Source organism: Vibrio sp. ArtGut-C1 (assembly GCF_002105475.1).
Classification (GTDB): Bacteria; Pseudomonadota; Gammaproteobacteria; order Enterobacterales; family Vibrionaceae; genus Vibrio; species Vibrio diabolicus.
The window spans coordinates 62652-76553 of the sequence record NZ_NCTH01000001.1 but is presented as its reverse complement, the minus strand read 5'-3'; the positions used below and the strand labels follow the sequence as shown (position 1 = coordinate 76553).

The 13902-nt window shown below is 43.8% G+C and carries 15 protein-coding genes; 6 read left to right on the top strand and 9 right to left on the bottom strand.

Translation table 11 applies throughout. The features are described from left to right. Positions 1-76 precede the first annotated feature (76 nt). Both B7360_RS00345 and B7360_RS00340 read left to right on the top strand, forming a co-directional pair. Positions 77-562 carry a sigma-70 family RNA polymerase sigma factor gene (locus B7360_RS00345; protein ID WP_012842407.1) on the top strand — a complete coding sequence of 162 codons (486 nt, stop codon included), beginning with the start codon at positions 77-79 and terminating at the stop codon, positions 560-562. 168 nt (positions 563-730) lie between these two features. Beyond that, on the top strand, positions 731-1426 hold the full coding sequence (locus B7360_RS00340; RefSeq protein ID WP_046875662.1) for a VC0807 family protein: 696 nt from the start codon (positions 731-733) through the stop codon (positions 1424-1426). Between the two features lie 73 nt (positions 1427-1499). Here B7360_RS00340 and B7360_RS00335 read toward each other — a convergent pair whose 3' ends face one another. Both B7360_RS00335 and B7360_RS00330 read right to left on the bottom strand, forming a co-directional pair. Beyond that, positions 1500-2492, bottom strand: a complete 993-nt coding sequence (locus B7360_RS00335; protein ID WP_085342457.1) for a zinc-dependent alcohol dehydrogenase family protein — start codon at positions 2490-2492, stop codon at positions 1500-1502. Positions 2493-2580: 88 nt separating this feature from the next. After that, on the bottom strand, positions 2581-3396 hold the full coding sequence (locus tag B7360_RS00330; protein WP_085342603.1) for a helix-turn-helix transcriptional regulator: 816 nt from the start codon (positions 3394-3396) through the stop codon (positions 2581-2583). Positions 3397-3507: 111 nt separating this feature from the next. On the opposite strand from B7360_RS00330, the gene B7360_RS00325 reads away from it, so the two are divergent. Further along, positions 3508-4200 (top strand): MOSC domain-containing protein, encoded by a 693-nt coding sequence (locus B7360_RS00325; RefSeq protein ID WP_085342456.1) that lies wholly within the window; start codon positions 3508-3510, stop codon positions 4198-4200. A 51-nt stretch (positions 4201-4251) separates the two neighbouring features. Here the strand turns inward: B7360_RS00325 and B7360_RS00320 are convergent, their stop codons facing one another. The 4 genes from B7360_RS00320 to B7360_RS00305 all read right to left on the bottom strand — a co-directional run bounded on the left by B7360_RS00320 (position 4252) and on the right by B7360_RS00305 (position 6568). Beyond that, positions 4252-4749, bottom strand: a complete 498-nt coding sequence (locus B7360_RS00320; RefSeq protein ID WP_085342455.1) for a cupin domain-containing protein — start codon at positions 4747-4749, stop codon at positions 4252-4254. Positions 4750-4791: 42 nt separating this feature from the next. Beyond that, positions 4792-5457, bottom strand: a complete 666-nt coding sequence (locus B7360_RS00315) for a carboxymuconolactone decarboxylase family protein (protein WP_248380418.1) — start codon at positions 5455-5457, stop codon at positions 4792-4794. Between the two features lie 157 nt (positions 5458-5614). Beyond that, a complete protein-coding gene (locus B7360_RS00310) occupies positions 5615-5968 on the bottom strand; it encodes a cyclophilin-like fold protein (protein WP_254048107.1) in 354 nt (117 codons plus the stop codon). A gap of 150 nt (positions 5969-6118) precedes the next feature. After that, the gene (locus B7360_RS00305) at positions 6119-6568 is read right to left on the bottom strand and encodes a cupin domain-containing protein (RefSeq protein ID WP_101911755.1); all 450 of its coding nucleotides are present in this window, start codon (positions 6566-6568) and stop codon (positions 6119-6121) included. 436 nt (positions 6569-7004) lie between these two features. On the opposite strand from B7360_RS00305, the gene B7360_RS00300 reads away from it, so the two are divergent. After that, entirely contained in the window at positions 7005-7928 is a 924-nt protein-coding gene (locus tag B7360_RS00300) for an AraC family transcriptional regulator (protein WP_005392187.1), read from the top strand. 130 nt (positions 7929-8058) lie between these two features. Here the strand turns inward: B7360_RS00300 and B7360_RS00295 are convergent, their stop codons facing one another. Then, positions 8059-9060, bottom strand: coding sequence for an arginine deiminase-related protein (locus B7360_RS00295; protein ID WP_085342453.1), 1002 nt, complete (start codon positions 9058-9060; stop codon positions 8059-8061). A gap of 403 nt (positions 9061-9463) precedes the next feature. On the opposite strand from B7360_RS00295, the gene B7360_RS00290 reads away from it, so the two are divergent. Together B7360_RS00290 and B7360_RS00285 are read left to right on the top strand one after the other, a co-directional pair. Continuing rightward, the gene (locus B7360_RS00290; RefSeq protein ID WP_085342452.1) at positions 9464-11314 is read left to right on the top strand and encodes an ABC transporter ATP-binding protein; all 1851 of its coding nucleotides are present in this window, start codon (positions 9464-9466) and stop codon (positions 11312-11314) included. A 591-nt stretch (positions 11315-11905) separates the two neighbouring features. Beyond that, positions 11906-12613 (top strand): DUF445 domain-containing protein, encoded by a 708-nt coding sequence (locus tag B7360_RS00285; RefSeq protein WP_005392172.1) that lies wholly within the window; start codon positions 11906-11908, stop codon positions 12611-12613. 102 nt (positions 12614-12715) lie between these two features. Here B7360_RS00285 and B7360_RS00280 read toward each other — a convergent pair whose 3' ends face one another. Both B7360_RS00280 and B7360_RS00275 read right to left on the bottom strand, forming a co-directional pair. Further along, positions 12716-13192: an Lrp/AsnC family transcriptional regulator gene (locus B7360_RS00280; protein WP_006740877.1), complete on the bottom strand. Its 477-nt coding sequence runs from the start codon at positions 13190-13192 to the stop codon at positions 12716-12718. Positions 13193-13482: 290 nt separating this feature from the next. Further along, positions 13483-13731 (bottom strand): hypothetical protein, encoded by a 249-nt coding sequence (locus B7360_RS00275; protein ID WP_012842405.1) that lies wholly within the window; start codon positions 13729-13731, stop codon positions 13483-13485. Positions 13732-13902 lie beyond the last annotated feature (171 nt).

The window sequence follows — 13902 nt, the reverse complement described above, 5'->3', positions numbered from 1 at the left end:
AGAACGAAACCGCAGGTAACCTTTGAGCTTCAGAGGTTACCTTGCTACTCAGCTCTACACTTCTGATCTTAATCCTATGGAAAAACACAAACGATACGAAGCACTGACGAAGGAGCGATACCAAGATATCTATCGTCTCGCGTATTGGCTATGCAAAGATCATCACCTTGCTGAAGATTTGGCGCAAGACACCTTCCTGAAAGCGTGGCGATTCTTTGATAACTTAAATGACCCCAATGCCGCGAAGCCTTGGCTCATCACCATTTTGCGTCGTGAGAATGCTCGGCGCTTTGATAAAAAGCAGTACGATTTTGTCGATATTGATGAGTGTGTAATACAGGCAAAAACCTACCCTGGCAGTGACCACGACATGGCACAAGATTGGCTTCAAAAACAAATGATGATTCTCGAACCCAAATACCGAGAGCCATTGGTCTTAAAACTCGTAGTCGGGTTTAATCATAATGAAATTGCTCAAGTCTTAGAGCTTAATCACAACACCGTGGCGACTCGATTATTCAGAGCACGCAATCAGATCATTGCGCAGAGGGAGCGCGATTAAGACACAAAAAAAGTAGTCAATCATGTCAACTAACTGGCTATGCTCCGGTCTATTTCATAAGTCGTTACACAACTCGGCGCTTTAACGCTTTACATCAAGCGCGACTAGATGAACACTTCTCGTCAAAGTACAATAACAGCCGACATAGAGTAGAGTCAGTAAAACATTATGAGTAACACAACGGCGAAAAAGCCGAATCCCCTATTCGAGATTCTTTTTAACGTATTCATCCCTTCCTTTATCTTGATGAAGTTTAGCGGCGATGAACACCTAGGAACAGCAATGGCGCTGGTTGTCGCTTTGCTATTTCCTATCATTTACGGCGGTATGGACCTTGTCCGGAACAAGAAATTTAACTTTATTTCTGCACTTGGCTTTATCAGTGTTTTATTAACTGGCGGCATTGGCTTGTTAGAGCTTGATACACGTTGGCTAGCCTTGAAAGAAGCCCTGATCCCTGGCCTGATCGGTTTAGCGGTTTTGGGCTCAACGTTTACCCGTTACCCACTGATGCAGAAGTTAGTACTGAATGACACGGTATTAAATTTATCGCTGATTAACGAACGCTTGAAAGAGAACGGTCAATCAGAGGCATTTGAACGTTGTCTAATGTCATCAAACTATCTGTTTGCGAGTACTTTTGCGTTCTCATCCGCGATGAACTACTTCCTTGCGACTTGGATCGTGACCAGTCCTTCGGGCACGGCTGCCTTTAATGAAGAGTTGGGTAAGATGACGCTTTACAGCTACCCGATGATTGCAATTCCAAGCATGTTAATGATGTTCGGTATTTTTTATTACATTTGGCGTCAAGTACGTACGATGACATCGCTCGAAACAGAACAAATTTTCCATCTAAAATAGTCCCATCATTACAAATAACCCATCAAAAAAGGGAGGATTTTATCCTCCCTTTTCTCAACAGACTCACTGTAATTCATAGCGTCAAAATGATTTTTCCTGACACTGCCGATGAGCGTTGCTCAACCATTTCAATCGCAGTTTGAAAATCCTCTAGTGGCAGCTCAGACGCTACATTTAACTTTATATCGTTGGCGATAAAGTGGTCTAACATTTCAGCGAATACCGCTTTTCTCCCGCCTTTACCTACCGACTCTTCCCAATATCGCAAAAAGAAGGTGCTAAAGTCGATGTTGTTGGTCTTCATCGATTCAAAAAACGCCGGCGTATAAGGCGCCAACGACAACGTTCCGTAGTTGATGTATTGACCGTTTTCTTTCAAGGTACGAATGAGATACGTGCCAGCCTCACCACCTATCGCATCCAAAGCGGCCGTTGGTTGTGGCAGTTTGCGCGTTTGCAGTTGCACGTGTAAGTCTTGCTTCGCGTCCAACACTGGAATCGTATCGTACGGATACTCGTCTGGCTTTGAAGTGACAGCAATCAGTGTAAAACTCAGTGAATGGGCGAGCTGGGCAAATATCTTACCGATCGCCGAACCCGCCGCATTGATGATCACCACATCCTCTTTGTTCAACTTAGCTACTTTCGTGGTGATAACCCACGCGGTTAGCGCGTTGATATACAACTGGCAGGCATAGCCGTTATCCAAACTCTCAGGTAGTGGAAAAAGATTCTCGGGCGAAGCATCGATGTAGTATTGCCAAGTACCACTCATCGCCACCAACACTTTTTGCCCAACTTGAAGGCCAGTTTGACCGACTGCACTGACTTCCACCACACGCCCAACCGCTTCAAATCCCGGCACGCGAGGTGGTACGTGAACGCGGCGGTATTGCCCAACACCATAAATGGAAAGCAAGTCACTTGGGTTAATGTTTGTAGCTTCGAGCCTCACCCGAATCTTGCCCTGAACAAGCGGTTTGAGGGGCTCTTTTTCCAACGACAGCGACGTTTTGGGCTGACCAAAACAGAATTGATTCACTCGAGTATTTATCGTTGGTGCCATTGTTATTCATACCATGTAATTGAAATTCAAAAAGGAAGTTTCGCGACTTCTACTCAAAAGCATTAAGTGAAGTCGAAGCTCTGTATTTCTACCTGCGCGATGCGCCGTTCACTCTAAACTGTTGTGGCGTCATATCAAAATAGGCTTTAAATGCTTTGATGTAGGATGAGTCGTTTTGATAACCCACTAGGTCTGCAATGGCTTGGATTGGCAACGATTCATCTAACAAAGAAAGCGAGTAAATCAGCCGAATTTGTTGCCGCCAAAGCAGAAATGAAGTGTTGAATTCCTTGGCGAACAACCGTGATAAAGTGCGCTCAGACGCCCCAATTTTCTCCCCCCACTCTTTTAGCGAACAGCTCAACGCGGGCTCGTCAGTCAGTTGCTCGAAAATCAGTTTTAGTCGGCGATCTTGTGGCAGTAATAACTGAAATGTCTGCACGTTGCTTTTCAAAATTTGATCATGCAACACCGCCAGCAAATGCAGTACTTCTTCGTGGCTTGTCTCATTTTCACACTGTCTGCGGATCTCTTGTAAAAGCTCATTTAAAAACGGCGTTAGAGCAATGGTTCTCACTTGTGGCTCGTACATTGCGCCAAACGCAGGGTTAAGGTAAATGCCAACAAAGATCGTGTTACTCAGAGCAATCGACTCGTGTTGAACACCCGCAGGAACAAATAACGCAGAAGTGTGCGGAACCAAATGCTGATAATGCTCCGTTTGTGTTTGCAATAACCCTTTGATAGGAAAGATGATTTGATGCCAAGTGTGTTGGTGCAGCGCATCAATGTAACCTTTTGGCATGTCGATGGTTTTCACCAAAACAGGAGAATGGGGATTAGCGACCATCATCTCATTGGAGGTCATGACGCCTGACTTCGAATCAATTTGGCGAGTTAGCATCGTTGATTGTCTTTTCATCCCTATTCCGACACAAGTTCACTAGGCTATCATGCTCCGCATCGCGAATGAAGGTAAACACTTTATCTCTCATTCCAATAATAAGGAGGTTACATGAAGAAAATCGGCGTCGTAAAAGCTGTGCTAGCAGGGAAAACTGTCCCTTATGCTCATGGAGCGCAAAGCGCAATCAACAAACAAGTGTTGCCCGAGCGCCAGCACGCAACAGAGCTTGGTTTTACCAGTGATGAGCAAGGCGATCCACGCTTTCATGGTGGGATTCAAAAAGCGCTTCATATTTACCCAAGCGAGCACTACCCAATCTGGCAACAAGAATTAGGCGAAAGAACAATTTTCCAATCCGCTGGCGGCTTTGGCGAAAACATCAGCTCCGAGGGCGTCACCGAATCCACGATTTGCTTGAAAGATAAAATTCGCATCGGCTCAACACTACTGGAAGTATCGCAAGGTCGCATGCCTTGTTGGAAACTTAACGTACGCTTTGACCAACACGACATGGCGAGAAGACTGCAAGATACGCTTCGAACAGGCTGGTATTTCCGAGTGTTGGAGGAAGGTGATATCGGTGCAGGTGACAAGATTATTCTGTGTGAAAGACCTTATCCAGAATGGCCACTGGCTCGCATCATGGGGGCGGTTTTCACTGGCAGTTTAGATAGAAAAGAACTCACTCAGCTGTCTGAGCTGCCGTTAGTCGAGTCTTGGGGCCAGTTGGTCGAGCGCCGCCTAGAAACTGGCGAAGTCGAGGATTGGGAAATGCGCTTGGTTGGCCCAACAAGACAATAAAAAACGCAGAGTAAAAGCTCTGCGCTCACTATAAAAACGTGGCCTTAGTTATTACTGTCCTGCTGCATACTGACCATCGGTGACTTGCTCTTTCCAGATAACGTTTTCACCGTCTTTTGACGCCGTAACCACTAGGTGAGTCATTGGCGCATTTGGTGTTGCACCGTGCCAATGGTCGATACCAGGCGGACACCAAACACTATCACCAGAAGCAAATCGAATTACATGCCCATCACGCGTTCCTGTAAGTGCGGTACCGGAAGTGACGATCATGTGTTGTCCTGCAGGGTGAGTATGCCAAGCGGTTCGAGCTCCTGCATCAAAAGTGACATAGGCGGCGCTGTAGTTTGCAACTTCGTTTTCAGGAAACAACATCTCGACGTTAACTTTCCCGGTAAATAGGTTTTCAGGTCCTTGAAACGATTTCTGATCAGCAGAGCGATAAACTTGCTGCGAAGATGAGTTACCATCGGCTGCTTGAGCGATTGGAAGCATAAATCCCGTCGACAACAGCACAGACCAAATAAACAATGATGATTTATTTTTCATAAACGAATTCCTTTCTAATTGATATGATTGGCCAAATAATATTTATTTTTCCAAAACTGTTTTTAGGACCGATTGAGCATTGTTCGACACACTTTCACCACAGCACTCACTTAATACAACAATAAATTCCTCTAACTCTTGAATAGAAACATTGTTATTCATACTGATATTATAGTGAGCTGCTAATTGGCTATTAACACCGTTCATATTTGCTAATGCTGCAATCGTAGCAATTTCACGCTCTTTCCAAGTGAGCACATCGCGTTCAAAAATATCACCAAACAAATGTGCTTTTAGGTATTCATCAATTTGCGGAGAAAAATCGAATAGCGCGCCTTTTACTTCTGCACCAACAAGTTGTGTTTGGTTTTCAGCGCCAAATTCTAAGCTGGTTTTATCGTTAGGTAACGCGCTTGATTCTCGCCCTAAGATATCGGTAATACCTCGGCTTTTACGTTCCTCCAACACCGTCATAAATGTTGCTAGTCCATTCAAACTGCGCGGAAATCCAGCATACGCGTACAACTGAGCCAGCACTTCTTTTGTCTCGTTGACCGTTAGGCCTGCGTCTAACCCATCATTAAGGCTTTGTGTTAGTTTTTCTATTTCACCACTCGCAGTAAAAGCAGAAATAGGAATAATAGCTCGCTCTTTATCACTGAATATTTCTGATGCTGAAGCGATATTCGTTGTGCATAGCGTTGTCATAGTGAGCACCAATATTAATATTGATTTAACAGATTTGTTTAATGATTTCATATCAAAATTCCATTATGTAACGGTGTTCTAATCCATAGAAGTTCTAGAAATATATTTATTAGAGTTCTGATTTCTACATTAATAATTCACATTGTTAACTGGGTCATTAATTTACTTTTTCGATCGTGACACGGTTTGTTTCTTTCGAAATAAAGCAATGAATCCCATCATCGATTTGACCTAATTTAATTAACCCAGACGCGTAACCAAAGTCTTTATAAAAGATAACTAAATTTCCCCAAGGGGCGTAATAAGAGATGTCACCCGCTTTTGATTGAGTTCCAGAAGGTGCGCCTTCGCGAGTTAGCTTATTCGGTAAGTAAGCAATTTTCTCTGTATTTGCGTAGTCTTGTAGATCTAATGTAAGAGGCAATTGACGAACAAAATCGTCTGTACTCGCACTGCTCTTCAATGTGCCTAAAACACTGCAATCATCGAAAATAAAACGAATTTTCACCATATTTTCCTCCAATCCAGCGCTATTAACTTCTGCGTTTACAATGCAGGGGAACATACAGGCACTACTCACCAAAACGCATCTCACCCACTGATTGAAACGGTATGCCTGTCTCATCGAGATTCCCTTTTCTCACTGAAAACTTAGCTCGGGCTACTTTAGTTGCATGTACTCTTGATCAGAGACTGGTTCGCACCATTCATTACTTGCGCCTTCAGCCGGTATTTCTATTGCTACATGTGAGAACCAACTGTCTTTAGCTGCGCCATGCCAATGCTTAGTACCTGGCGCGATATGCACGACATCACCAACATTCAACTCTTGTGCTGGTTGGCCAAATTCCTGATACCAACCTCGCCCTCCTGTCGCTAACAGAATCTGCCCACCTTCATGATGAATATGCCAAAAATTGCGACACCCTGGTTCAAACGTTACGTTCGCCACGATAAGACCAGGCTGATGGAGCAACGCCAGATAACTCGTACCGGTAAAGTAATCCGCATACGCTTCATTCTTTTCACCAAACTCGAAAATGCCTCGACCTTGAAATACACCGGCTTGCAGTACGTCAGGGATTTGAGTATTGCTTTTGTTATTCATCATGACTCCAAATAGTGTTCTTGAGTGCTTACAACTCACCAAACCATGGGTTCACTGTATTGCGCTTTGATAGATGACCGTTAGCCTATTCATTGCTAATACTTGCCCAATATTCCAAACCAATACAAAAGACAACCATACTTGAGACCGGTTAGAAAAAACGGAATAAAAACTCATCTATACATAAGTAGTTGACTATTAAATAATAAAATTCATGACAGACAATTAACCCGCTCAAAAACCAACCAGAAAGATCACTCTCTGATCGCTTAACCTCGAAATAGACACTTGCCCAATATTCTTTACTTAAAGAAATGAACTGTTATAACTATGCTTAATCAAGTCGCTTAGTTGACTCCGAAAAAGCGTTAACTACAAAGGCAGAAATCGCATGCCGTTAACCCCGAACCTGAGGCCAACCAGAGGAGAGCACTGACTTATGCAAGAGGTACCGTCAAACACTTCGTCAACCCTGGCCAGTGCAATAGAAAAGCTTGCCAAGCACATTGAGAAATGGGCAAATGGCGCGAACCAATATGACACAGAAATTCCAGGATTAAGGTTCAGTCGCTGGGCAACCCCAACACCACCGACAAGCTACACCCATAACCCAAGTATTTGCTTAATTGCTCAAGGGAGAAAGCGCGTGTTGTTGGGTGAAGATAGCTTTGTTTACGATGCGAACCACTTTTTGATCTCCTCTGTCGACTTGCCGATTATCGCCAATATCATTGAAGCCAGTGAAGATAAACCTTATTTAGGGGTGATTATGGAGCTGGATCTGACTGAAATATCTCAACTTATTGTCGATAGTGAGCTGACGTTTAATCAAAGCAAAGAAGCACAAAAAGGCATAGCGGTTGGAGAGTTGTCGGAGCCATTACTTGACGCCTTTCTGCGTTTAATAGAGCTGCTGGATGAAGGACAAAGCATCAAAATTTTAGCGCCGATCATTAAACGAGAGATTTTTTATCGACTGTTAATCACCGAACAGGGCGCTCGTCTTAATCAAATCGTAACTGCAGGAAGTCACAGCCATCAAATCGCGAAGGCCATTGATTGGTTGAAGAATAATTTCGTAAAGCCGTTAAGTGTCAGCGAGTTAGCCGCCTACAGTGGCATGAGTAAATCGGCGTTTTATACCCACTTTCGTTCTATGACATCCATGACTCCACTGCAATTTCAAAAGAAATTAAGACTCAGCGAAGCTCGGCGTTTAATGCTGACAGAAAACCTCGATGCCATGGCGACTACGTTTAAAGTGGGTTACGAAAGCCCTTCTCAATTTAGCCGTGAATACAGCCGTTTATTTGGTGCGCCACCATCCAAAGACATCAAGTCTTTGCGCGAGAGTATGGGTTAAGCTCGGAATATCCTAGGAAGAAGCTAGAAAGTGAAACCGTCAGCCTCGTACTGCCTCGAGGCTAACGGTTTTATTATTTGGGAGAGAATGAACGTCACCTGCATTTGCAAGCAAAACTGCGCAATATTGTTTATAACACCGCTTGTCGACTAGGCAAAAATACCTCACCCAACATACAGCGAACCGAGCCACCACCAATAGATTCTATGGTAGAAACATCGAATGGCAGCAATTTACCGTGCGTCGCAAGTTGATTTCTTTGTGCAGGAGAGAAAGCATCGTATGCCGATTGCGACATCGCAATGACTTTGTCTCCATTGATGGTTTCCAACTGAAGAATGTTGCCGCAGAAGTGGTTCATTTGCTCAATCGAAATAGAGATCACTTGTTTATCTTTAGCGAGAGATTTCATCACAAAACGACGCTCAAATTCTGGGATCACTTCGTCACAAATCACGCAGAACTGCTCACCCACAGCCATCATCACGTTGGTATGGTAAATAGGCGCACCAGATGGCAAACGAGTTTGGAAAGAGATCACTCGTTCATAGCCAATACGATCGGCGTAATCTTCTAAAACCAGACGATCACAACGTTGTGAAAGTGCGGCATAGACCGTTTTATTTAAGTGGTCAAAGACCATCACACCCGTGCTTTCTAAATACGCTTGCTCATCAAGATATTCAGTTAGGCTGCTACGTCGATGAACTTCTCGCCCAGCTTGCGCTAGTGCCGCCACAAGCGCATCGGGACGCACTTCTTTTTGACGGTTTTCACAGGCCATTGGAAAGGTGTACAACGTGCCATCTGGCGTAGTGCTAAACCAGTTGTTTGGAAATACCGCGTCTGGCGTCGCAACATCTGAAGCCGGATAATCAAACTCAACAACTTGAACGCCCTCTTGACGCAGCGTTGCTACCATACTCGCGAACTCGGCCATCACTCTACGCGAGACTTCTTCTTGGCTGAGTGACACTTTATGTTGGAACTCATTATCTTGTGCGGTTTCTTCATTAAAACGAAACTCTTTCGGTGGCACCATCACTACGCAGTTTGCGGTTTGGCGCTGAGCACTTTGCGTGCTTTCTTCTTTCCCATTAGCAAATTGGGTCACTGATTCGTGTAATAGCATCCAATACATTCCTTATCACTAGAATGAGGAGATTGTAAATTTATTGTTAACTTCAGTTTTGCTGTTTTCACAATTAATTTAATTATCTAGAAGTAATTTTCACTGAACTTAGCTTATTTCTCCCGAAATTTTATTGTCACTCTGCAGGTTTAAGGTTTTATGGCATCGCGATGAACATGCGAAGAATTCATCATAAGAATCAGAACCATAGACAACCACACCCATAACCAACTAGTTACATTTAAAACACAATCGGTTAGACTATTTTTTCGCCCCTCTCGTCAATCCGTCTGCTTTCTCGAGGAGCAGCCAAAAACCCTTATACACGCGACTTCGTCCAAAGCTGCGTGAATCGATGGATTTAGCCACCCCAAATGGCACTGTTTTAACTTTAGGATGAGTTATGTTTAAACGATTTGAAGGCTTTACAGAGCCGTTCCCCAAATCTACACCAGATCAGCCTCCTTCAGGGATGCTCGCTTTTTTACGTTATTATACCCGCGGCTACAAAAAGCCTTTGATCATCATGTCTTTGATGGCCACGATTGTTGCTGTCGTTGAAGTTATGTTGTTTGGCGCGATGGGACAATTGGTTGATTGGTTGTCTACCAGCAATCCAGAAACGTTCTTGCAAGACAATAAAGCAGATTTAATTTTCTACGGAACCTTATTGTTGGTTGTCATGCCCATTTTGGTGATCGTGTATTCGTTGCTCGTTCACCAAACATTATTGGGCAACTATCCAATGTCTATCCGCTGGCTTGCACACCGGTATTTGCTCAATCAAAGCTTAAACTTCTATCAAGATGATTTTGCAGGCCGAGTTGCAACTAAAGTCATGCAAACGTCACTAGCTGTGCGCGAAACCGTCATGAAAGCTATGGATGTGTTTGTTTATGTTACGGTTTACTTCACAAGCATGATAATTATGTTAGCGACGGCAGACTGGCGTTTGATGATCCCAATGATCGTCTGGCTGCTCGCTTACATCGCTATCCAAATCTATTTTGTCCCTAAGCTCAAAGATGTCGCTTCAGCGCAAGCCGATGCACGTTCGACAATGACCGGACGCATCGTCGACAGCTATACCAATATTCAAACGGTCAAACTGTTTTCCCATAGCCAGCGCGAAACCCAATATGCTGAGCAAGGCATGAAGGGATTTTTGAATACGGTCTATCGTCAAATGCGCCTAGTGACCGGCTTCGACGTTGCTGTAGAGATCTCAAACTATATTTTGGTGTTTTCCGTTGCTGCTTTATCGATTTACCTGTGGTTGGATAGCGCAATCAGCGTTGGCGCGATTGCGATTGCTGTTAGCCTTGCATTACGCGTAAATGGTATGTCGATGTGGATCATGTGGGAAGTTGGCGCCCTCTTTGAAAATATGGGAACCGTAGTCGATGGAATGAAAACGCTCTCTAAGCCAATTGATATTAAAGATAAACCAGACGCAAAAGACTTAGTTGTCACTGAAGGTGGCATTCACTTTGATAACGTCAGCTTCCATTACGGTGAGAAAAAAGGCGTGATTAGCCACCTCGATCTCAACATCAAACCAGGAGAGAAAGTAGGCTTGGTTGGGCGCTCCGGCGCCGGAAAATCGACTTTGGTGAACTTGTTACTCCGTTTCCACGATGTCGAAGACGGCAGCATTAAGATCGATGGACAGAACATCTCAGAAGTCACACAAGACTCTTTGCGTTCAAAGATCGGTATGGTGACCCAAGATACTTCTCTGCTGCACCGCTCTATTCGCGACAATATTTTGTATGGCAACCCAGATGCGACAGAAGAAGATTTGCTGAAAGCCACTAAGCAAGCGCATGCCCATGAGTTTATTGAAACTCTGACCGACCCATTTGGTAATGTCGGATACGATGCGCAAGTTGGTGAACGTGGTGTGAAACTGTCTGGCGGCCAACGTCAGCGTATCGCAATATCTCGTGTGCTACTCAAAGATGCACCATTGTTGGTACTGGATGAAGCAACATCGGCTCTGGATTCAGAAGTCGAAGCAGCCATCCAGGAAAGCTTGAATGAGTTAATGCAAGGAAAAACCGTTATTGCGATTGCGCACCGATTGTCGACCATAGCACAAATGGATCGCCTCATCGTGCTAGATAAAGGCAGTATTGTTGAGCAAGGTTCTCACCAAGAGCTCATCGCGAACAACGGTATTTATGCCCAGCTTTGGGCGCATCAAACTGGCGGATTTATCGCTGAAGAGTTAGAAAATCAACACGTTTCTTAATTAGCGAGAAACCCAATAAAAACGGCGCATGAAGCGCCGTTTTTCATTTTTATTAATAAACCTATACTCATATAGCCATTATAGTTTCTCATATATGAAACACCCTCCATGATAAAGCTCACATTTTTTCTGCTAATATACCGCCTCGTTGCGTATCCATTGCAATGAACACAATACAGAGTTTTGAGCCGTCTTCATTTGTCATTTCACTTTTTGAGAAACAGCTATACTCAATAGATGGCTTAGTTATTAGATTAACAATAAGGTAATTAGCTTATGTGTAAATGTGGTTCAATGCAGATCGTACAACTCAAACCAAGTTAGGCTGACAAGCTATTCGGCTACTCAGAAAGATGGAAATGCCAACTTTGTTGTAAGATCTACCGCATCTAAAATTAAAAATAGAATCTTAGTTTTTCTAAGAAAAAGCAGTGGCCCGACAGTAATTGTCGGGTTTTGTTTTTCTGTACATCCATTTTTATCCCTTCGCAACACGGTCACTCATCACGGCAAAACCTAGCATCTCAATGTGACTTAGGTATAGAATCAGGCCCACTTATTTATTCCGATATTCACATATAACTGGTCACTATGAACAAAAGTTTGCTAACGAATGTCCTCGCTATCGCTTTGATGGCTGGAGGTCATCAATTACAAAACGACTACCTTTGGTATGCGGGGCTGTTTGCGTTCTCAGGCGCCATCACTAACTGGCTTGCCATCCACATGCTGTTTGAAAAAGTGCCTGGATTATACGGTTCTGGCGTGATCCCCGCGCGATTTGAAGAGTTTAAACTGGCTATCAAAAACTTGATGATGGAGCAGTTCTTTACCGAAGCGAACATCGATCGATTCTTGAACAAAGAAATGGCGGGCGGTGTAAACATCGATCTTCAACCTGTGATTGAGAAAGTGGATTTAAACCCAGCGTTTGACTCTTTGGTAGAAGTGATCGAAGGCTCTCAATTTGGCGGCATGCTAGCGATGTTTGGCGGCGCGGAGGCATTACAACCTATGCGGCAGCCTTTCGTCGAAAAGATGCAAGAATCCATTATTGAGTTGAGCAAGAGCGATAACATCAAAGAAGCACTGAAAGAGCAGTTCGAGTCTCCTGCTATGATGGATGAGATAAAGCAGAACATTGAAGGCATCATTGATCAGCGCTTGAGCGAATTAACACCCGCACTGGTCAAAGAAATGGTGCAAAAAATGATTAAAGAACACCTTGGCTGGCTAGTCGTTTGGGGCGGTGTTTTTGGCGGTTTAATTGGCGTTATCAGCACCTTTATCGGCGCATAGTCGCTCACCGATTTATCAAAAAGGAGCTTCGGCTCCTTTTTTGATCTTGAAAAAGTAATATGCCAAGCCACGCTAAATAACGGGGCTCAACGCATGCCTCGCCTAACCAAGGAGCTCAGGATTAACACCAAATCCTGTTTTATGTTCTTCAATTACCACTTCACTGCGAGTCTGGATCACGCCCGGAAGCGTGCCTAACTTACTCGACATAAACTCCTGATACGCTTTCATACTCTTAACACGAACCTTTATCATGGTATCGAAGTCCCCTGAGAGCGAATAACACTCTTCAATTTCCGGCATCAATTCGACGGCTTTCGCAAACTTTTCAAAAATGGAAAAACTGGTTTGGTCTAAGCGAATATGGATGAATACTTGCACATCCAACCCTAATTTTTCCGCATTCAGCTCCGCATGGTAGCCATTGATATACCCCTCTTTTTCTAGCCGCTTCACGCGGTCAGAACATGGCGAGGTCGTTAAGTTGATCTGCTTTGCGAGTTCAACAACTGGAATTCTGCCTCTTGAATGAAGCACTCTCAAAATGTGTAAATCAATCCGGTCCAATTGGTAACTCATTAACCACATCCTTGTAACCACTCAGGAAGCATCACATTAATCGTTGCTTAAACAATTGCAAACCATCAAATGCACAGCATGTGAAATTCAGCAGAGAATAATTAGAAAATAACTAAGGAAGGAAAGGGCTGCGATTACTGCCGCTCTCTCCATAACCGAGTATGAAGAACAAAAGTAATCTAGCGGCTCCCGTAGAGTCGCAAATTTGAAAGCGTGTGATACGCCTTTATAGATCTGACGTGCGGGACAAGCCGCCCTGTTTAGCTATTAATCATAGCTATCGCTCTGAATTAGAGAGCTGCCGACGTATGCCTGGTAGGATGAGGAATCACTTCTCCAATTGCACGATGATTACAGCATCGGCAGTAGTATTGTGGTTCCATCTCGTAGTAGTGTTCACCTGATACAAATTTCGCCATCAGCTGTGTAAAACTCACCACTTTACCTGTCAACGAATCAACGGGCTGTGGCTCGCAACGCTTCATGATCACTTTATGTTGCGTTGATTTTCTACAAGCTGCGCAATATATATCCGGCATTTCTCTTCTCCCTGTTTTTCAGTACTACTGACAATTGACATATTTTGTTCAAAATAATTCCACAATAAAAAAGCCCCTTTAATTTTTTGTGTCCTATCTTCAAAAAATTGGACGAAAGTATCAAAAAATTGAGACATTGGTCAGACCTCAACTTTTGTACCATTATTATGA

Coding starts and splice junctions, on each gene's coding strand:
- B7360_RS00345 (WP_012842407.1), top strand. CDS start 77: ATGGAAAAACACAAACGATACGAAGCACTGACGAAGGAGCGATACCAA.
- B7360_RS00340 (WP_046875662.1), top strand. CDS start 731: ATGAGTAACACAACGGCGAAAAAGCCGAATCCCCTATTCGAGATTCTT.
- B7360_RS00335 (WP_085342457.1), bottom strand. CDS start 2,492: ATGGCACCAACGATAAATACTCGAGTGAATCAATTCTGTTTTGGTCAG.
- B7360_RS00330 (WP_085342603.1), bottom strand. CDS start 3,396: ATGCTAACTCGCCAAATTGATTCGAAGTCAGGCGTCATGACCTCCAAT.
- B7360_RS00325 (WP_085342456.1), top strand. CDS start 3,508: ATGAAGAAAATCGGCGTCGTAAAAGCTGTGCTAGCAGGGAAAACTGTC.
- B7360_RS00320 (WP_085342455.1), bottom strand. CDS start 4,749: ATGAAAAATAAATCATCATTGTTTATTTGGTCTGTGCTGTTGTCGACG.
- B7360_RS00315 (WP_248380418.1), bottom strand. CDS start 5,457: ATGACAACGCTATGCACAACGAATATCGCTTCAGCATCAGAAATATTC.
- B7360_RS00310 (WP_254048107.1), bottom strand. CDS start 5,968: ATGGTGAAAATTCGTTTTATTTTCGATGATTGCAGTGTTTTAGGCACA.
- B7360_RS00305 (WP_101911755.1), bottom strand. CDS start 6,568: ATGATGAATAACAAAAGCAATACTCAAATCCCTGACGTACTGCAAGCC.
- B7360_RS00300 (WP_005392187.1), top strand. CDS start 7,005: ATGCAAGAGGTACCGTCAAACACTTCGTCAACCCTGGCCAGTGCAATA.
- B7360_RS00295 (WP_085342453.1), bottom strand. CDS start 9,060: ATGCTATTACACGAATCAGTGACCCAATTTGCTAATGGGAAAGAAGAA.
- B7360_RS00290 (WP_085342452.1), top strand. CDS start 9,464: ATGTTTAAACGATTTGAAGGCTTTACAGAGCCGTTCCCCAAATCTACA.
- B7360_RS00285 (WP_005392172.1), top strand. CDS start 11,906: ATGAACAAAAGTTTGCTAACGAATGTCCTCGCTATCGCTTTGATGGCT.
- B7360_RS00280 (WP_006740877.1), bottom strand. CDS start 13,192: ATGAGTTACCAATTGGACCGGATTGATTTACACATTTTGAGAGTGCTT.
- B7360_RS00275 (WP_012842405.1), bottom strand. CDS start 13,731: ATGCCGGATATATATTGCGCAGCTTGTAGAAAATCAACGCAACATAAA.